This is a genomic window from Modestobacter sp. KNN46-3 (genome assembly GCF_011039295.1).
The window spans coordinates 1-17,812 of record NZ_JAAKGN010000034.1 but is presented as its reverse complement, the minus strand read 5'-3'; the positions used below and the strand labels follow the sequence as shown (position 1 = coordinate 17,812).

Sequence of the window (17,812 nt, the reverse complement as noted above, 5' to 3'; positions counted from 1 at the left end):
GGGTCAGGCGTCGCCGGCAGCGTCGCCCGGAGCGGCGGTCGGTGGCCAGAACGCTTCCGGGGACAACCCCGCTGCGCGCATCAGCGTCGTCAGCTGCTCAAGCTCCTGCTGACGTAGCTGCTCGTTCAGCTCAGCCATCGTCTGCTCGTGTCCGTCGGCGCTCATGGCGTCCACTGTCGTCGGTCAGGCCGTCGCGTCGAGGGTGTCCCACTCGGGCTGCATCCGGACCATTGCCGCGACGACCTTCGGCACGTCGGACCCGTGCAGCTCCAGCGCCGCGCGCAGCAGGTGCCACCCGTAGTCGCTCAGCTCGGCGCCGGTCTCCCGGCTGACCCGGCGGAGCGCCTGCCGGCAGTAGTCGGACGCGAGCACGTCGGTGGCCGGGCAGTCGGTTCCGTGGCGGAAGCACGCCTTGTCGTTCGCTGGCGTCGCGAGGGTGGTGCCGCACCAGGCGCACGCGACGCAGGCGGCCTTCGGGCGCGCGGTGATCTCGTCGACGACGGGGATGCTCATGCCTGCGGCCACGTCGGCGATGTGTGCCAGCTGCCAGCTCGCTGCGCACGCCTGGTTGCAGGTGACGAGTTGGACGCCGCTGTGGCCTGTGCGGATGCGCTTCATGGTCGGAGCGTGCTCGGGGCGCGTGGTCACGCATTCAGTCTGTGCACACCGCACCGACAGATCGCAGGACGATCTTCGCGTCCCTACTGAGTTGCACGCGATCGGGGTACGTCGGTTGCCACCGGCGTGGGACAGCGGAATCCCAGCGATGACGCGGGGTAGCGGCCGGTGCGACGTTGTCCGCAGCGGCTGCGCGCGTGCCGGCGGGACCGGTGAGGTTCGGGCGGCGTTCCGGAGGGGGATCGTGGCGGGGTGTCCCGTCACGCGCCTGGTGGGCACGGCGCGACGGGACACCCGACGGGAACGGTGCGCGCGACAGGAGACGCGCCAAGTCCCGTCCCGTGCAGCCCGCGGGACGGGACGACGGGACGGGCGCGTCAGCTGCCGCGGGACTCCTCGGCCGGGTCCCACTCCCCGGGCGCGGCCGGGTCGACCACGACCAGCCGCACGACGACATCGTCGCCCTGCCACGGCAGCGGCTCGCGCTCGGTCACCCACGTCCAGTTGTCGTCGGGCCACACGACCTGCGCGTCGCTGATGCCGTCGAGAATCGGCTTCGATGAGGCCCGGAGGTTCGCCGGGTCGACCGTGCTGCTCCGGCCGCGCCACGGGAGCGCGACGGTCACCTCGACGCGGCAGCCTCGGATGGGCGCGAGGTCGGCGACAGCGGCGAGGGCTGCGTCCCGGGCGGCGTACCGCCACGCCTGCCGCCACGGGCCCCGCTTGTAGTGGTGCCAGTTCCCGACCTCGTTCTCGGTCTCCACGCGCACACCGGGCGGCGGGGTGAACCGCAGGCGGCGCTCGGTGCCGGCCGGCACGTCGGCGCGGGGCGCGGCCGGCATGGACTCGCGGCGGGCCCAGCGGCCGTCGGGGTCGTCGAGGGCCGCGGCCATCAGCTTCACCTTCGGCAGCGTGTTCGGGTCGGTCGGCCTGGTGGCGCCGCGAGGCTTGCCGTACGAGGCTCGGGGGGACCGTGGGGAGCGGTTCACAGGGGGCATGAGGTGGACCGTCCGAACGGTCGGGCCGGATGCCACCAGGAGCCGATCACTGAGCGTGAGGCCGGAACCCCCTCAGATGCCCCAGGACGCGTTTGATCACCGTGGGTGAGGTCAGTGCACCCGCGGCCCCCGTCCAGCCCGGCGTGAGCTGCGACGGGGGCCGCGTGATGCCTTCAGAGCAGGCCGCTGACCAAGGAGAACGCGTACCAGGCCGCGGCGAGCACGCCACCGCTGACGCCGAGGACGACGGGTGCGTCCCGCCACCAGCCAGCCCGACGGTGCGGGTTCAGCAGCGCGCCCCAGCGGACGCCGACGAACATGACGTTCCGGGTCACGAACCCCACACCGCACTCGCGGAGCACGCGCCGGAAGATCCGGTCGGCGTCGACTGCGCTCACGGGGCACCAGCCCTCCCGCAGCCCCACGCAGAACCAGTCGTGCAGGACCGCGGCCAGCACGCCGGTCGTGTGCGGGATGACGCTGAACAGGGGCCGCGGGACGCTCGCGAAGTCCGTCGTGAACCCGGCCGGGATGATGAACTCCTGCGTCCGCCCGTCGTAGGGCAGCCGGGCGTCGAGTACCCAGTGCCGGTCGTCCTGGTGCCGCACGATCAGCGGCGCGGTGAACGCCACGACTCAGCCCTCCGCTTCAGGAAGCGGCGCCTGAACCCAGCCGGTCGGGCTGATGAACGTCGGCAGCCCGTTGACCGCGACGTGCGTCGGGCGCCCGGCGATCGCCTCCCGCGCCAGCCACGCGACGTCCTCGGCGGTCAGCGCGGCCAGCGCCGCGTCCAGGTCCGCCCCGGTCGGCGCCGGAACCGGGGCCTCCGCGCGGTGCTTCGTGCACGGGTCGCGCTGCAGCACGTCGACGAGCATCGTGGCGGCCTTCGCGACCGCGAGCCGGTCGGCGAGGTCGTGCACGGTGATCTGCCCGCAGGTCGCGTCGACCGGCCCGTTCGGGCAGGTGCACCGCAGTAGCGGCTTCTCGTCGCCGAGGAGCCGAAACGTGCGGTACCCGTCGCCGGAGACGTACAGGGTGGCCGTGGTGCCCGCGGCCGGGAGGGGGGTGGTCATGGTGCGGTCCTCACACGGTTCCGTCGTAGATGGCGTAGTTGGCTGGCTGCGAGGTCATCCACAGGTAGCGCCCGGCGGCCTCCGGGGCCGGCACCAGGCTGCTCATCGTGATGATCGGGGCCGCGGCGGTGCCGGCCTCTCCGAAGACCAGCCCCCAGTTGGCGTCCATGCACTGCCACACCCGGCTGGTCGTCGACCCGTCGGTCGCCCAGATCGCGCACGCCTTGCCGTAGCCGGTCTGCCCGAGGTGGGTGGTCAGGTTGACCACGCCGCAGATGAGCACGCCGGCCGGGCCGTTCGGGCGCACCTCGATGCCGCCCTTCACGTTCATGCTGCCGTCGGGCCCGCCGTTGTCGGCGATGGCGCTGATCCACTGCGACGCCGCGCGCCCACCGGCGGCACCGAACCGGGTCAGCCACACCGAGTAGCCCTCGGCGTTGCTCAGCATGGGCGCCCACTTCCCGGTGCTGTCGACGCTGCCGACGGACCACAGCGTGCCGTCGTCGGCGACGCAGCCGTAGGCGACGGCCTCATACCACGGGCTGGAGTTGCTGGTGCTGTGCACGACCCACGCGCCGGTCGCGAGGGTGCAGGAGGCCAGGGCGCCCGACCAGCTGCTGACGGTGCTCGAGCTCCGGCTGCCGCTGCCGAACCACAGGGCCCCGCCACCGACGCGGACCTGCGGGTTCGAGTAGTTGCCGTTGATCACCACCGCGGGCGTCGCGACGGTCGTCCACGTCGTCCCGTCGAAGGCGTGCACGTGGAAGGTGTACGTGCCGGAGCTGGTGCTGCCGGACCAGTCGCGGCGGACCAGCCACAGCTTCCCGTCGCGCATGTAGCCGCCGACGTTGGTGGTGGAGAACGCCCCACCGGTCGGGGTGGCCACGACCTCCCACGCCCACGTGGCCGGGTTGAACCAGGCCAGCTGCGTGCCGCCCGTGGAGCCGACCGCCCACAGCTTCCCGAACGCGAAGAACGGGGAGCCGACGATGGTGCCGGCGTCTGCTGGCGGCGTCGGCAGGGTGCCGTACAGGCCGGTCGTCGGGTTGTAGAAGCGGTACCCGCCGCCGACGAGCAGGTCCGGGCCGAGGCCGAGGACGTTCCCGTGGTCGCGGCCGCTGACCGAGCGCATCGGATCGGTCTGGCCCTGCCGGACCGGGTACCCCTGGTGCACGCTGAACGGGCCCTGCGCGACCGGGGTGTAGCCGCTCACCCGGCTGATGACGCCGGCGATGATGACCGGGCCGGTCTCGGTCAGCGGCAGGACCAGGCCGACGGTGTCGCCGGTGCTCAGGCTGAAGCTGGAGGCGTTCCGGGCGAAGCTGGCCACGACGGTGACGCCGTCGCCGTCGGCGTACCGGACGGTGGCGGTGTTCAGCAGGCCGTTGTAGTCCACGACGGTGCCGACGACGCCCCCGCCTCCGCCTCCGCCCTTTGCCTTCTGCCAGGACGCGTGACCGTTCGCGTCGCTGTCCTTCGTGAGGACCTCACCGGCGACACCCCCGGCCGGGAGCGGAGCGTTGCCGCCCGGCGTCGTGCTGCCCGGGATGTCCGACCACACCAAATCGAAGTCCGCGGAGCTGCGCTTGCGAAGCGCCTGACCCGTACGGCCACCGCGAGGGACCGGGTTCAGCGCGACCTGCTTCAGCTCCCGCACGTCATCAGCAACCCCGTCGACCCGCGTGCTCAGCGAGTCCAGCCGGCCGTCCTGGCTGTCGTTCTTGCTCTTCGCGGAGTCCGCGACGCTCTTCGCGCTGTCCGCAGTCGCGGTCGTCTCCGTCAGCCGCGCATCGAGGTCGTCGACGGCGTACCCGAGCGCGTTCACCGCAGGCGCCAAGTGCCCGGCACGCGCGGTCGCGTCCGTGGTGTCCTTCGGCGTGCCGTAGCCAGCCATGCAGTCGCCCTCCCCGGGAAGTGGTCTGCGTCAGACCGTCCGGAGAGGGCGCCGCCCGTCAGGGATGCGTCAGAGAACGGCGAGGTCCCGGACGCCGAAGGTGCCGCTCACCAAGGCGCAGGCGGTGCCAGGGACCGTCGTCGACCCCATCGCCGTCGAGAAGTAGTCGCTGCCACCCTCGAGCGCCGGGCACTGGAACAGGGTCAGGAGCCCGTCGTTCTCGACGTGCAGGTGGTGGTAGTGGCCGACCACGGCGGTCGTGGCGCTCGTCTTGCCGTGCGCGCGCTGGTTCTTGAACCACGTCCACAGCCCCGCCCACCCGCCGCGGGAAACGTGCCCGTGGGTGAACACGCAGTGCTGCCCCGACAGGTCCATCGTGTGCGCGAGCTCCTGGTCGGGGATGACGAAGCTGACGTGGTCGTAGCCGGACGCGAGGGCGAACACCTCGGCGCACTGCTCGAGGACGAGCAGGTCGTCGTTGTCGCCCGGCGTGGTGAACGCCTTGCCGTCGCCGTTGCGCTGCTCTCCATGATTGCCGGCCACACCGGACACGACGACGGGGATGCCGAGGGTGGCGACGGTCTTCACGACCTCGGTCAGCATCCGGCGAGCGACCCGGATCTGCTGTCGACGGTCGAGCTCCACGCTGAACGTCTGCATCGGGTAGAACCCCTTGCAGCCTTCCACGAGGTCACCGAGGCCGACGAGGTAGATGGTCTCCACGTTCCGGCCGAGCAGCTGCAGGTCTCCGACCCGGTCGACGATGGCCGGGCCGAGCGCGGCGAGCCGCCGGACGAGGGCCTCGGTGCCGCCCTGGTCGCGCTTGCCGGTCTGCCAGTCTGCGAGACCGACCAGCAGCGACTCCCCCGGTGCCTCCGACGAATCCGGACGGTCCGCAACCAACTCCGGGATGGCGGCGAGGAGCTCGTCGACGTTCCACGACTCTGCGGCCGGCTCCCGGCGGGTCACACGGAACCGGGCGAAGAACGTCTGCTGGGTGACCGCGGCACCGTCCTCATCGGTGCGCGTCCACCCGTGGGAGTTCGTGCGGACCTCGATCGGCTCGAGTACGTACAGGTCCGGGTCGATGCCGAGGCCCCGCAGGTACGCGGCGCAGTCACCCTCGCCGGGAGCGGTCGGCGCGGGAGGCAGGGTGACGACGGCGGCCTTCGCGCCGGGCTCGAACCGGACGCCAGGCTCGTACCCGCGGGGCGCGGCCGGCTGAGGTGCGGTGACGGTCGGCACCGGAGGCAGGGCGACTGCGTCGTCGAGGGTGGTGAGCCGCAGCTGCCCGGCCGGGTAGGCGGGCACGCCGGGCGTGCCGTCCTGAACGTGCGCGAGGTGCTTCCTCGCGGCTTCCATCGACACGGTGATGCCGGCGTCAGCGAGGGCCCGCTGCACCTTGTACCGGCCGAAGACTTCCGGGCCGAGGATGCGAACGTCGAGGTCAGCGAGGAGGGCTGCGGGGGCTGCGCAGACAGTGCAGGGGGTGCTCATGTACCTGGACCGTCCGTAGCGCCCTACCGGGATGCAGGTATCCCAGCCCACTGTTTCCGCTGGTCAGCCGATCAGAAGGTCAGCTGAGGAGCTGGCTGACTCCGGCACCGGCAGCGGTGCCTGCCGCAGCCAGCCCGGCCATCCACCCCTTCAGCCGGTTCTTGTCCCCGACGAGCTCATCGACCCGGTCCTCGAGCTCGTCGATGCGCTGCTCGGCGGAGTCGATGCGCGCCTCGGTCCGGCCGTGCGCCTCATCCAGGCGCTTGCCGAGCTCGTCGAACTTCTCGCTGAACCGCTCGGTCTGAGCGGCCATGCGCTCTTCGACGCGGGCGAGCGCGATCGCGGTCTCGTGGCCGGCTGGCTGGGTCATCGTGGGTCCTCCCGAGCGTGTCGGGAGCGGACGCGTCCTGACCCTTCGACAGGTCCGGGTGGGGGCCGGTTCGTCAAGCAGCCCAGGTCGGGAACGCGAGTGACCCCCGCGACCCCACCTTCCGGGTAGTGGCCGCGGGGGTCTCCTCGGTTCCCCAACCGTGACGGCCCGCCCAGCCCTGACCGGGCCGCCATGAGGGGCACGGTGCGGACCGGGCGGGCCGGTGTCAGTCACAGGCCGAGGCGCCCCAGGGTGGCGGGGCCGGCGATGCCGTCGACGGTCAGGCCGGAGCGGCGCTGGAACTCCCGCACCCACTTCTCCGTCGTGGGGCCGAAGTCGCCGTCGACGACCATCGCGCCGCAGGTGTGCCGGTACGCCGGGAAGCTGGCCTTCAGCGCGGCCTGGAGCCGGCGCACGGCGACACCCGTGCTGCCGCGCCGGAGCATCCCCGACGGAGCCGGAGCGGCCGGCTGGGGAGCCGGTGCGGGGGCCGGTGCGGTCGCCGCGGCCACCTGCGCGACCAGGATGTTCCAGTCGTCGCGGTAAGTGCGGGTCTTGTGCGGCTGCGCGGCACCGTTCGGCCGACGGGTGTCGAACCACCGGCGACAGGCGTCGGTCGTCGCGCCCTCCCACTTCGCGTCAGCCCAGCTGCTGCCCGGGTTCGACTGGCCGGGCACGCAGCCGAGCGCGATGAAGGCGCGCTGCGCGAACAGCACCATCGCGTCGTCCGCGGTGCCCCAGCCCCCGTGGCTCTCGTCCGGGCCGCTGATGTCGCCCAGGTAGTGCCCGGCCGGCAGTGTCCACGCCGGGACCGCCAGCAGGTCGCTGGCCGGCGCCGGAGCGGAGACGGGCACGAGTGCAGGTGCAGGCGCCGGAGCGGGGGCTGGCTGACCGGACTTCTCGGCGATGAACGCCGCAACCGCGGCCCGGCGCCAGTCCATGTCGATCGCCGGGTCGACCTTCCGGCCCCGCGGCGTCGCCCACTCCTTGTGACCGACGACCAGATGGATCTCCGCGGTCCGGCCAGCTTCGATCGCCCACGCCGCCTCGAGCGCCACGATCGACGACGTGCAGGCATCGGAGTACGGCTCGGAGCCGCTGTTGGCGACCTCGACGGCCGTGCTGCGGGTGTTCGCGCTGTTGCGCGGCACACCGTGCAGCGGACCGCCCACGCCGGCGTGCCAGGTGACGCCGGCAGCGCACAGCCGGATCCGACCGGACCGGCTGATGGTGAACTGGCTCAGCTTCTTCGCCACGACGTAGCCGTGCGCGCCGTCGTCGGTCGTCGGCGCGGACGCGTCGTGGTGCTCGACGAACAGCAGCGTCGGGTCGAACGCGCCCCCCTGAGTGGTCCGCGACTGCCAGCCGGGCACCTCCTCGACGGCGTAGCCCCACGAGCGGAGACGGGTGATGACGCGGGTGTAGAAGTCGACGGCGGTAGCCACGAGCAGCTCCTGACGGGAGAGGGCAAGACCCCTCGGACCGTTCGGAGCGCCCGTGGCCGGGCACGGAGCTACCGTTCAGCTGTGCCGATCGAAGTGACCACCGAGCTCGGCCCGGTGGAGCGGGCGCTCGGCGTTGCGTACCTCGGCGACGTCGACCTCGAGGACGGCCCACTGCCCGCCGGCGCCGCGGTCGTCCTCGTCGACGAAGGCGGTCAGCAGCACTCTGGCGTCGTCGCTGCTGTCGAACCGGGCCGCTACGGGCAGCAGTACCGGGTGCGGTTCTGCTCCTGAGTCAGGCGAGGACGACCTGCACGAACATCGCCGCGCCGCCCTGCATCAACACCCACGCGACATCACCGATCACGGGAGCGGCCCCCTGCGGGAAGCGCAGCTCCGGCACGATGCCGCCGGCCAGGTCCACGTCGACGGTGGGGTTGGCCCCACCCGTGTTCACCGCGGTCACGACCCCAGAGACCAGCGCCAGCCGCGTCCGGGCCTCGTCGGCCTCCGGCGCGACGACATCGCGCATCAGGTCCGCGAACGGGTTCACGCCAGCCTCCGGGAGAGCGTCAGGCGCGTCGGCTGCCGCGCGAAGTCGAACACCGACCGCTCCAGGCAGTACACGGTGTCTTCGAGCTGCAGCACCGACTCGTCCACCGCGACCAAGTCACCTGGATCCAGGTGCGGCGCCATCGGCACGTCCAGCTCGATCGTGTCCGTGAGGCCCATCAGCTGCCGCAGGAGACCCTGCGCGGTGTTCTGCGCCTGCTGCTCCGTCCGCACGGTCGGCACCGTGAAGAACTTGGTCCGCGTCCCCACGCTCTCGGTGCCCCACTGACCGGCCGTCTGCTGCGCGACGCCACGGACCGGCACGTCCTCCGCCGTCTGCCCGAAGCAGACGACGGTGTTGATGCACTCCTCGTCGTCGACGGTGCTCGCCGCGCGGGTCAGCGTCGCCTCGGTCAGCGACCACACCGGCTCACCGCTGCCCGGGTCGCCGGGCACGACGGCGACGATGCCGCCGGTGCGGGTCGTCAGCAGGTCCCAGCCCGCCGACCATGCCAGGGTCCGGCAGTCGGCCCACGGGTCGGCGCCCTCGCTCGGGAGGAAGCACAAGCGCGGCGCAGTGAACTCGGTGCTCGGGGCAGTTGCGGTCACACCGGGGACCTTGGAGCTGAGCAGCCCGAGCAGCGCCGCACGGGTGTTCGTCCCGGCCGTGATGGCGTACGGCGTCGTGTACCCGGCCAGCCGGACCGACCGGGCCACGTCGAACCCGGTCAGGTGGACCCGGACACCCTTCGGCGTGTGCTCCGGATTCACCGTCGCGATCCGGTAGTGGCCCATCGGGATGCTCTCGACGCTGCCGTCAGGCAGCCACACGTCGAGGAACAGCCGCAGCTCGGTGACGGCCGGGATGAGCAGGCCGCGCAGCTGGCGGTTCACCAGGTCACCGCCGTAGGGGCCGTTCACCACGTCGTCGGCGTAGGTGCCGTTCGTGTCGGCGTACGTCTTCGCCGGGGGCAGCGAGCCCAGGTCGGGCAGGATGCCTTCGAACCCGGCGAGGGTCACGTCGCAGCTGCGTGGGATGGCCGCGGTCCGGTCCCACGTGCAGGAGCCCGCCGCGACGCTCAGCCGGGCCTTCCGGACGCCGGCCAGGGACCACACCTCGGCGCGGCCGACCGCGATGCCGCCGGACAGAAGCACGTCGGCCGCGGCGGAGCTCAGCTCGGTGTACATGCCGTCACACCCCGACGAACGTGGTCGTGACGCCGAACTTTGGGGCGGTGCCGCGGTCTGGGGTGTCGAGGATGCGCCGGCGGACTCCGTTGATGGCGCGGACCGTCCAGCTCTCGCCTGTGTCGGCAACCAGCGTCAGCTGGGCGCCGCTCAGCGCCAGGGTCTCGAACCGGGTCGCGTCGGTCACCGAGTCGAACCACAGCTCAGGCAGCGTCACGTTCGCCGGGCTGGGCGGCGCCGACCACACGACGCGGGACCCGTCGAGTGCGGTCAGGACCGAGCTCGGCTGCTCGGTGCTCACAACGATGTCGCCGGCGACCGGCAGCAGCGTCACCCGGGACGCCTCGGCCCCGACCCGCTCCACGTACCAGCTCACGACGGCTCCCTCACTCAGCCGCGGGTCTGCCGCAGCGTCGACCGGCCGCTCCGTGCGGCCTCAGCGAGGGCTTCCATGACTGCGGCCTTGACGGCCTCGGGGTCACCGGAGCCGACGGTCACGTGCACGCCGCCCTCGACGTGGACCGTCCCGGCGCCCGTGTAGTCGTCAAGGGACACCCCGGGCTTGTGCGTGGGCACGATCGTCTCGCCGCCGGCGACCAGGGCCATGGAGTGAACTGGCATCACACCGCCGTCGTCGAACTCCGGCACGTTGTCCTTGAGCCAGCTGAGCCCGAACGCGACCGGGTTCGCGTACTTCAGCGGGCCGAGGCTTATCCCTCCCCCGCCGACCTTCCCGGTCGCACTGGAGACAAGGCCGAGCTGCTCGGCGAGTTCCGCGGCCTTGTCGCCGAGCCACTCGAGGAGCCCACCGAACGCCTCCAGCGCCCCCGTCGCCAGCTGGAGGTTCATCCCGCTGACCGCCAGGACGGCGTCCAGCAGCGGCCCGAACACGTCGGTGAGGAAGGCGACGGTGTCTGCGACGTTCTCCAGCGCCGGGACCAGCGTCTCCAGCAGCTGCACGCCGAGGTCGACGAGCTCCGGCATGAACGGCGCCAGCGCCAGCATCAGCTCGGAGAACGACTCAGCGAGGCTCACGATGCTCGGGGTCATCTCCACGACCGCGGCAGTGATCCGCTCGACGACCTCGGGAGTGATGCTGTCCGCCCACGCGTCCGCGAGGCCGGTGATGCCGGGCAGGGCCGCGTCGATGAACTGCACGAACGCGTCCGCGAGCGCCCCGATGTACGGGCTGATCCGGGTGAAGACGTCCCCGAGGGTTCCGAGGAGGTCCGCGAGCGGGCCGGCGAGCGCGACGAGCACGTCGGTCAGCGGTGGCAGCAGCGTCGTCAGCAGCACCGACCCGGCGCCGAACAGCGCATCGGCGACCGACACCAGCGACGGGACGAGCTCCCGCAGGCTCTCGGTGAGGACCGGCAGCACCGGCAGCAGGGCGGACAGGAACGCCGACCCGATCTCGACCGCTCCGGTCGCGAGCAGCGCCAGCGGTTCGACCAGCTGCGGCAGCAGCCGCACCAGCCCGTCGACGAACCCGGCGAACGCATCGGACCCGAGGACACCGACGAGGGCGGTCGCGAGGTCGCCGAGGGTGTCGGTGATGACTGGGAACAGCCGGGCGACCTGCGCGACGAACGCGGCCATGTCGTCGCTGCGGAACGCGTCCTCGAGCGCACCGGCGAGCGCACCGATGGCTCCCAGCGCGACTGGTGCGAGTGGCGCGAGGACGCTCAGCAGCGACAGGACCGCGTCGGCGAGGTCCCCCACGGTGTCCCCGACCAGCGGGAGGATGTCGACGCCCCACTGCACGAACCGGGCGAAGCCGGGCCCGGCGAGCGCGGACTCCATGCCTTCGGTGAGGCCGGCCAGGCCGGTGAGGACCGCGTCGATGAGCGGCAGCGCCGCCTCGAACCCGTTCGCGAACGCCCCGCCGACGTTGCCGAAGATGGTGCCGAACTGGGTGAGGATCGGGCCGGCGGTGTCGGCGACGAGGGTGATGAAGTCCTGGAACCGCTGCCCGCCGATCGCGTCCTGCGCCCGGTCGAACATGCCGCCGAGGGCCTCGGACACCGATTCGGCGATCGGGACGAGGGACGGCAGCAGCGCGCGGGCGGTGTCGACCGCGCCGTTGAGGGTCTCGAACAGCGACGGGCCGATCTCGTCGCCGGCCGCTCGCCACGCGTCCTTGAGGCTCAGGACGTTCTGCGCGAAGTCCGCCTGCGCGGGGTTCAGCGTCGCGAGGGCCTGCTGCTGGGCGAGGAGCGCGGCGTTGTAGGCCTCGATGTCGCCGACGGCGAGGGCCTGCCGGGCCTGCTTCGTCGCGGCCTCGTAGGCGCCCATCGCCTCGCCGACACCGTCGAGAGCGCCCGCGGCGAGGATGCCGAACGCGGCCAGCCCAGCGCCGGCGATGGTCGCGGCGGAGACGAGGGCGAGCGTGCCGGCGGTCAGCCCACCGATGACGCCGGTCGCTGCGGCGCCGACGCCGGTCAGTGCGCCGGTCGCCAGGCCGACGCCGACCATCGCCGTGCTGACCTTCGTCAGGACCGACAGGGCCTTGCCCCACTCGACCGCGCTGACCTTCGCGTGCGTGGCGGTCGCCGTCATCCCGGCGCGGGTGTCCCGCAGCGCCCGCTGGGCGTCCCGGTTGTCTCCGGTGATGAGGACGTGGAGCCTCGACAACAGCACTGCGCGCTCCCAACGCCGAACGGTCCGACCTGCTGAGGTCGGACCGTCCGGGGAGAGCTGGGATCGTCAGGGAGCCGGGCAGATCAGCTCTTCCGCGCGGCCTTCTGCATCTCGGTCTCGTGGATGCACCACGCCTGACCGACCGCGGCGTACCAGCCGGAGTTCGCCTCCGGATGCCGGTCGCCGAGGATGGCCGGGTAGCTCATGCCGAGCGCCTTCGCGGCCGGGATGAGGACCGCCCACTCGGGGATGCGGGCCTTCAGCTCCGGCGGCGTGCACCCTGGCGTGAGCTCCTCGAACGCCCGGATCCGCCGGAGGACCGGGAGGTCTTGCCGAAAGGGGCGCCGTTCACCTCGCGCATCAGCGCGTCGACGATGGTGATGAGCTCGAACACGTGGAAGTCCGCCAGCGCTTCCGGGGTCGGCGGGATGACCTGCTCGTCGTCGTCGAGGAGGTCCCACTTCACGACCAGCGCGGCGACAGCCCCGCCGAGCGCCTGGCGGATGCGGTCCTCCAGCGCGGTGGCCTGCTCGATCTCCTCGGGCGTCAGCTGCCCGTCCTCGGTGTCGACGGCGTGCTTGGCGAGCTCGCTCATCTCGGCGAACAGCGCCGGGACGGCGTTCACCTCGTCACGCAGCTCCGGAGTGATGCCGGTCGGGGCGACGGTCACGGTCAGGGCGTCGTCCGGGTCGTCGGAGAACTTCACGACGAGCTCACGGGTGAACGCAGCGGCGGGGTTGCGGCGGATCGCGGAACGCTTCACAGGGGGTCCAATCAGGTGTCAGGGAGGGGTGACACCTGGGGACGGTCCGGCCCGGCTCCGCGAATGCACGGAGCCGGGCCAGATGTGGTGAACGCGCAGGTCAGGCGGACAGTCCGTTGACCAGGGTCGCGGTCAGCTCGAAGTCGGCGGTCTTGACCACGCGGAGGGTGTACTTCGCGACGTACACGTTCTCCTCATCGCCCCGCTCCTGCACCGCGGAGACCATGACCGGGGCGTCGATGGTCAGCTCGTGGCCGCCGTCGCCGGCAGCGTGCAGCCGCAGGTAGGTGACCTCACCCTCGCGGAGCTTCCGGACCCAGTCGCGGCCCGGCGCGTCGGCCTCCACGGTCAGCTCGACCGCTGCAGTCGGAGCGGTGTTCACGACCTTGCTGATGGACGGCTTGTCGGCGTCGAGGTACTGCTTGCCGGCCCGCAGGTCGGTCAGGCTGAACTTGACCGCGAGGGCGTTGTCCAGCTTCGTCGTGCCGAGGGTCGCGAGCGAGGTGTCGGCGAACACGCTCACGCGCAGCGCCGGCACGATCTCGTCGGCGAGCTCGGTGACGCCGGCCGTGGTGAGGGCGACGCCGTCGGAGAACTGGCCGCCGCCGAGGCTCATGCTGAACGTCGAGGTGCCCGAGTTCCGGCCGAACTCCAGCTCGTAGCTGGTCGCGTACACGAACGACGCCCGGGAGGCGTGCTGTGCGTCGCCGTACTCGACGGTCCACGTCGGGCGGTCGCTCTGCATCACGAAGGTGTGCGCGAACACGCCGGAGTCCAGGACGGTCTCCGCGGTGGCCGGCGCGCCGAGCGCGAGGGCGAGGAACCGCAGCTGCGAGGTCAGGTTGACCGCACCGGACGCGGAGCCGGACGAGGACTCGGCGTTGAGGTAGGTGCTGGCGACGTAGTAGGAGCCGGACGGGCGGACCTCGGCGGTCTCGACCTGCGGCTGGATGGTGATGGTCTCGGTGCGGGGGCGCCAGGTCGCAGCAGCGGCCACGCCGGCCGTCGCCTCGATACCGACCTGGGCGACCTGCTCGACGGCGGTCTTGGCGGATGCCATGTGCGTACTCCTGACGGGTGGTGGAAGGCCTTCCGCGTCGTGACCGTCCGGAGTGCGTGCACGCCGTCAGGGAACCCGCTCGAGCCGGACCGGCGACGGAACGGAACGGAACGAATGAGACGGAACGAAACGGATGGAACGGAAGTCAGCTGACGAGCAGCTCGTACCGGCCGCCGAGGTAGCGCAGCACCTGCCCGCTGGCGCGCTCGATCAGCTCGGTCTCCGACACCCGGACGCAGCTGCTCACCGTGCCGGTGTCGGTGACGCCGAACGTGCCGTCCAGGGCGGCGTCGACCGCGGACGCGATCGGGACCAGTGGCCCGAGGTCGTCGGCCGGCATCACGACGCGGACGCTGACGGTGACCTCGGTCAGCGCACGAGCGCGGGCGACGTACCTGGTGTCGACCGGGTCGCCGTAGGTCTGGATGAGGATCAGCGGGTACTCGGCGCGGTCGGGGTCCGGGACGGCGCCCTGCACGATGCGCTCGGCCGGCACCGCGGCCAGCACCGCAGGGGCGCTGGTGAGGCGGGCGACGACGTGCTGGGTCGCAGCAGCGATGGCGTTCACTGGGTCAGTCCCAACTGCCGCGCGATGCGGCGGGCCCGGGCCGGGGTGCGGCGCTGCTCACGGCGGAGCGCGTTGTAGAGGAACGGCTTCGCCGGGTCGTTGTGCACCGAGCCCTCGTGGACGTAGACGGCGTACTCGGCGGAGGCGAACACCTCACCCTCGGTGGGGCCGGTGAGCCGGTGCCCGACGGAGTTGATGAGCTGGCCGGTGCGGACGTACCCGGACGGCGCGGGAGGCTGGGAGTAGACGAGCTCGTCGAGCTCGATCTTGGCGAACCCCTCGACCGCGGCGGTGGACTCGGCGACGAGCAGCGCGATGGCCTCGTCGGTCATCCGGATCGCGTGGCCGGTGCCGTCGTGCATGATGCGGACGCTGATGTCGGGGCCGGGCATCTCAGGCCACCTCCGCGGCGCACAGCGCCTTCGTCTGCACGGCGTACGTCCCGCCGAGGACCGCGGCGACGACGAGGGTCAGGTGGTCGACCCGGACGGTGTCCCCGGTTCGCAGGTCGGTGCCGGCGGGCAGCGCGACGCTGTACTGCGTCTCCGCGGTCGCCTGGGAGCCGCTCAGCCGCTTCCACCGGCACGGCACGTCCGCGGCCACGACGGCCGCAGCGGTGCGGGTGCCGCCGTACGTGCCGGCTGCCGCGGTGTCGCGTTCGATGGTCGCCCGGGCCGGCATGAGGACGACGAGGTCCGCTGCGGCGTCGGCGAGCTGGTCGAGGATGTCCTGCTGCTCGGTGGTCGCCATCAGGCGCTCGCTCCGGGGATGCAGCGGGACCGCCACGACCGACGGAGCCGCTCGAGGTTCGCGGTCACCTGGGAGGCGTTGATGGTCGCGCCGTCGGCGGACAGGTCGACCTTCGCGGCGACCTTCGCCAGCTTCACGTCGTAGGCGAGGACGACCGCGCGGGTGGCCCAGATGGTCTCGACGTAGCCGACGTCGCCGACGAAACGGCCCCCAGCGTCACGCAGGCGGCTCTGGTCCAGGCACGCCTCGACTTCGGCATCGGTCAGCGCGGGGCTGACGGCGGTGCCGGCGTGCAGCGTCACGAAGGCGCGGGCGTCCTCACGGGTCATGCCCCGGACCGTCCGCAGAACGCGTTCGGCGTCAGGGGTTGGGATCCGTGCACGCGCCGGTAGGGGTCCGGACAAGTCAGAGAGACGCCGAAACCCCCGGCGCCCGTACCCCGAAGGAGCCCCCGATGAGCACCCTGCTCTTCCCCACGACCGCCACGCCGCGCGAGCTGCGCATCCTCCGCCGCGCGTACCTCCGCCGGACCGCCCGCGTCGCCGAGTGCGCCTCGCACGCCGGCCAGCAGGCCATCGTCGCCATCGCCCTGCTCGAGATGGTCGACCAGCTGCCCACCTACCTCCGGACCACCCTCGCGACCCTCGCTCTGGCGGGGACGTGGGCCGACCCGGCCGACCTGTGGGACTCCGCCGAGGCACTGGTGCCCGCCTCGGCCATCCTCACTCCCGCCGAGGTGGCCGCGTGAGCACCGTCGCGCTGCCCGACTACCTGGCCCGGCACCCTGATTGCCCGCCGGGCGACCGCTCCCGCTTCCTGTGGCTGGCCGACAGCTACTCCAGCGACGTCTGGGAGCGGAGGCACCGCGCCCGCAACGCCGACTTCTACGACGACGAACGCGACGACGAGCTCTCCGGCTACAGCGACGCCGACATCTGCGCCTACGGCGTCCGACACGCGGCCGGCTTCGTCACCGACCTACGGTTGCGCACCGTTCTGGACGCGTTCACCGTGGACGGATGGGCCGGCACCGCGGCTGAACTCTGGGATGCCGCCGCAACAGTCCTCGTCCCCGCGGCTGCCTGACCCCAGACGCGCCGCAGCCCCTCACCCGCGAACGAGTGAGGGGCTGCGACGTGCGTCAGGTCAGGCGACCTCGTCCACCAGGACGAGCACCGCGGCCGGCTCCAGCACCTCGGTGCCGAGCTTCACGCGGCCCTCGACGATCTCGTCGAAGTCCTCCATGCCGCTCCGGATGCCCGAGAGCACCCGGGCCTGCGCCGCAGCGTCGGGGTGCGACAGCGTCGCCTTCGCCGACGGCAGGTTCGCCACGCGGACGCGGGCGAGACCCAGCAGGGTCTTGGCGACCTCGCGGGGGTCCTGCGCCGAACGCAGGGTGGCGATGCCCTTGATCAGGGTCGCCCACACCGCCGGCTTGACCTCCAGGATCAGGCCGGTCGAGTCGATGCCGGCCTCCTGGAACGTGGTGACCATGCCGATCAGGTTCGCCCACACGGCCTCGCCGTCGGTGGCGTCACCGACGAACTCGACCTCGGTGCCGCCGGCCTCGAGGGCCGCCAGCAGCTGAGCGTTGCCGGCCGCGACGATGGCGCGAGCGCCAGCCTCACCCAGCTCGACCGACATCTTGCCGGCCTCGACCTCCTGGGTGTCGACGGCGACCTTGAAGTAGTCGTCGTCGGTCAGGGTGATCTCCACCGAGGTGGAGGCCGCGCTGGTCCGCGGGAGCAGACCGTCGCGGTTCGCCGGCATCGCGGCGAGCGTCACGGTGGGACGCTTGCGGATGACGACGGTGGAGGTCTTCTGCCCGTTGATGGGGGCCTGGAACTCCTGGACGTAGGAGGCGGCGAAGTCCTCCAGGTCAGCGAGGGTGTTGTGGATGGTGGCGGCGACGACCTTCTGGTCGATGCCCGCGGCCTTGTACTGCGCCATGGTGGGCAGTCCTTTCGTGATGGCTGTGAGCGCCGCCCAGCGTGTGCGGCGGAGATCCGCTGGAGTGCCGTAGAGCCGCCCGGCTGGCGTGATGAGCACGGTCCGGTGTGTTCGCGGGTCGTCAAGGAACCCCCGCGGACCGGGCTGGGAGTGGCGTGGGCCACCCCGTCAGATGGCTCAGGACGCGCCGAACCGCCCCACTCCATGACCCGGGGTGGGGCGGTTCGGCGCTCGGTCAGGCCTGCGCGGCGATGGCTGCCTTCGACTCGAGGTAGAGCTTCATCATGTCCGGGTCGCGGAGCTGGTCGGCGGTCATCGAGTCCATCTCGGCCTCGGCCGCAGAGAAGGCCGCCGTCGACGCGATCATCGCCCGGGCCGCCGCGAACACGCACAACCCGGCCCTCGTCGCGTCCGCGGTCGACCTGACCGGCCTCACGTCGGCCGACGCC

The 17,812-nt window shown here is 72.1% G+C and carries 24 protein-coding genes; 3 read left to right on the top strand and 21 right to left on the bottom strand.

The features are described 5' to 3' along the window. Positions 1 to 3: 3 nt before the first annotated feature. The 9 genes from G5C62_RS10035 to G5C62_RS09995 all read right to left on the bottom strand — a co-directional run bounded on the left by G5C62_RS10035 (position 4) and on the right by G5C62_RS09995 (position 7,895). Complete coding sequence (locus G5C62_RS10035; protein WP_164700870.1) at positions 4 to 165, bottom strand: hypothetical protein; 162 nt, start codon at positions 163 to 165, stop codon at positions 4 to 6. Positions 166 to 183: 18 nt separating this feature from the next. Next, on the bottom strand, positions 184 to 648 hold the full coding sequence (locus G5C62_RS10030; RefSeq protein ID WP_164700869.1) for a hypothetical protein: 465 nt from the start codon (positions 646 to 648) through the stop codon (positions 184 to 186). A gap of 347 nt (positions 649 to 995) precedes the next feature. After that, positions 996 to 1,520 (bottom strand): hypothetical protein, encoded by a 525-nt coding sequence (locus tag G5C62_RS10025; protein WP_164700868.1) that lies wholly within the window; start codon positions 1,518 to 1,520, stop codon positions 996 to 998. Positions 1,521 to 1,789: 269 nt separating this feature from the next. Further along, positions 1,790 to 2,248, bottom strand: coding sequence for a DUF1353 domain-containing protein (locus tag G5C62_RS10020; protein ID WP_164700867.1), 459 nt, complete (start codon positions 2,246 to 2,248; stop codon positions 1,790 to 1,792). A 3-nt stretch (positions 2,249 to 2,251) separates the two neighbouring features. Next, positions 2,252 to 2,689, bottom strand: coding sequence for a hypothetical protein (locus G5C62_RS10015; RefSeq protein WP_164700866.1), 438 nt, complete (start codon positions 2,687 to 2,689; stop codon positions 2,252 to 2,254). 10 nt (positions 2,690 to 2,699) lie between these two features. Further along, positions 2,700 to 4,583, bottom strand: a complete 1,884-nt coding sequence (locus tag G5C62_RS10010) for a hypothetical protein (protein ID WP_164700865.1) — start codon at positions 4,581 to 4,583, stop codon at positions 2,700 to 2,702. Between the two features lie 69 nt (positions 4,584 to 4,652). Next, complete coding sequence (locus G5C62_RS10005) at positions 4,653 to 6,080, bottom strand: hypothetical protein (protein WP_164700864.1); 1,428 nt, start codon at positions 6,078 to 6,080, stop codon at positions 4,653 to 4,655. Between the two features lie 79 nt (positions 6,081 to 6,159). Beyond that, a complete protein-coding gene (locus G5C62_RS10000; RefSeq protein WP_164700863.1) occupies positions 6,160 to 6,450 on the bottom strand; it encodes a hypothetical protein in 291 nt (96 codons plus the stop codon). Between the two features lie 230 nt (positions 6,451 to 6,680). Beyond that, positions 6,681 to 7,895 (bottom strand): N-acetylmuramoyl-L-alanine amidase, encoded by a 1,215-nt coding sequence (locus G5C62_RS09995; RefSeq protein ID WP_164700862.1) that lies wholly within the window; start codon positions 7,893 to 7,895, stop codon positions 6,681 to 6,683. An 81-nt stretch (positions 7,896 to 7,976) separates the two neighbouring features. Here G5C62_RS09995 and G5C62_RS09990 point away from each other — a divergent pair, with 81 nt between their 5' ends. Next, positions 7,977 to 8,186 (top strand): hypothetical protein, encoded by a 210-nt coding sequence (locus tag G5C62_RS09990; RefSeq protein WP_164700861.1) that lies wholly within the window; start codon positions 7,977 to 7,979, stop codon positions 8,184 to 8,186. A gap of 1 nt (position 8,187) precedes the next feature. On the opposite strand, the gene G5C62_RS09985 is transcribed toward G5C62_RS09990, so the two are convergent. The 11 genes from G5C62_RS09985 to G5C62_RS09940 all read right to left on the bottom strand — a co-directional run bounded on the left by G5C62_RS09985 (position 8,188) and on the right by G5C62_RS09940 (position 15,742). After that, the gene (locus G5C62_RS09985; protein ID WP_164700860.1) at positions 8,188 to 8,445 is read right to left on the bottom strand and encodes a hypothetical protein; all 258 of its coding nucleotides are present in this window, start codon (positions 8,443 to 8,445) and stop codon (positions 8,188 to 8,190) included. Continuing rightward, complete coding sequence (locus tag G5C62_RS09980) at positions 8,442 to 9,632, bottom strand: hypothetical protein (protein WP_164700859.1); 1,191 nt, start codon at positions 9,630 to 9,632, stop codon at positions 8,442 to 8,444. Before G5C62_RS09980 ends, G5C62_RS09985 begins: the two co-directional genes overlap by 4 nt. Before the next feature lie 4 nt (positions 9,633 to 9,636). Further along, complete coding sequence (locus G5C62_RS09975) at positions 9,637 to 10,008, bottom strand: hypothetical protein (protein WP_164700858.1); 372 nt, start codon at positions 10,006 to 10,008, stop codon at positions 9,637 to 9,639. A 14-nt stretch (positions 10,009 to 10,022) separates the two neighbouring features. Further along, positions 10,023 to 12,272 carry a hypothetical protein gene (locus G5C62_RS09970; RefSeq protein ID WP_164700857.1) on the bottom strand — a complete coding sequence of 750 codons (2,250 nt, stop codon included), beginning with the start codon at positions 12,270 to 12,272 and terminating at the stop codon, positions 10,023 to 10,025. An 83-nt stretch (positions 12,273 to 12,355) separates the two neighbouring features. Next, a complete protein-coding gene (locus G5C62_RS28660) occupies positions 12,356 to 12,478 on the bottom strand; it encodes a hypothetical protein (RefSeq protein ID WP_277424770.1) in 123 nt (40 codons plus the stop codon). Between the two features lie 53 nt (positions 12,479 to 12,531). Then, the gene (locus G5C62_RS09965; RefSeq protein WP_164700856.1) at positions 12,532 to 13,035 is read right to left on the bottom strand and encodes a hypothetical protein; all 504 of its coding nucleotides are present in this window, start codon (positions 13,033 to 13,035) and stop codon (positions 12,532 to 12,534) included. Between the two features lie 100 nt (positions 13,036 to 13,135). Then, complete coding sequence (locus G5C62_RS09960; protein ID WP_164700855.1) at positions 13,136 to 14,095, bottom strand: hypothetical protein; 960 nt, start codon at positions 14,093 to 14,095, stop codon at positions 13,136 to 13,138. Between the two features lie 145 nt (positions 14,096 to 14,240). Further along, positions 14,241 to 14,663: a hypothetical protein gene (locus tag G5C62_RS09955; RefSeq protein WP_164700854.1), complete on the bottom strand. Its 423-nt coding sequence runs from the start codon at positions 14,661 to 14,663 to the stop codon at positions 14,241 to 14,243. Next, the gene (locus G5C62_RS09950) at positions 14,660 to 15,055 is read right to left on the bottom strand and encodes a hypothetical protein (protein ID WP_164700853.1); all 396 of its coding nucleotides are present in this window, start codon (positions 15,053 to 15,055) and stop codon (positions 14,660 to 14,662) included. Before G5C62_RS09950 ends, G5C62_RS09955 begins: the two co-directional genes overlap by 4 nt. Position 15,056: 1 nt before the next feature. Beyond that, positions 15,057 to 15,413, bottom strand: coding sequence for a hypothetical protein (locus G5C62_RS09945; RefSeq protein ID WP_164700852.1), 357 nt, complete (start codon positions 15,411 to 15,413; stop codon positions 15,057 to 15,059). Then, complete coding sequence (locus tag G5C62_RS09940) at positions 15,413 to 15,742, bottom strand: hypothetical protein (RefSeq protein ID WP_164700851.1); 330 nt, start codon at positions 15,740 to 15,742, stop codon at positions 15,413 to 15,415. The genes G5C62_RS09945 and G5C62_RS09940 overlap by 1 nt, the downstream gene beginning before the upstream one ends. A gap of 125 nt (positions 15,743 to 15,867) precedes the next feature. On the opposite strand from G5C62_RS09940, the gene G5C62_RS09935 reads away from it, so the two are divergent. Both G5C62_RS09935 and G5C62_RS09930 read left to right on the top strand, forming a co-directional pair. Further along, positions 15,868 to 16,161: a hypothetical protein gene (locus G5C62_RS09935; protein WP_164700850.1), complete on the top strand. Its 294-nt coding sequence runs from the start codon at positions 15,868 to 15,870 to the stop codon at positions 16,159 to 16,161. Next, positions 16,158 to 16,499, top strand: a complete 342-nt coding sequence (locus tag G5C62_RS09930) for a hypothetical protein (protein WP_164700849.1) — start codon at positions 16,158 to 16,160, stop codon at positions 16,497 to 16,499. Before G5C62_RS09935 ends, G5C62_RS09930 begins: the two co-directional genes overlap by 4 nt. Positions 16,500 to 16,559: 60 nt before the next feature. Here G5C62_RS09930 and G5C62_RS09925 read toward each other — a convergent pair whose 3' ends face one another. After that, on the bottom strand, positions 16,560 to 17,363 hold the full coding sequence (locus G5C62_RS09925; RefSeq protein WP_164700848.1) for a hypothetical protein: 804 nt from the start codon (positions 17,361 to 17,363) through the stop codon (positions 16,560 to 16,562). Positions 17,364 to 17,812 lie beyond the last annotated feature (449 nt).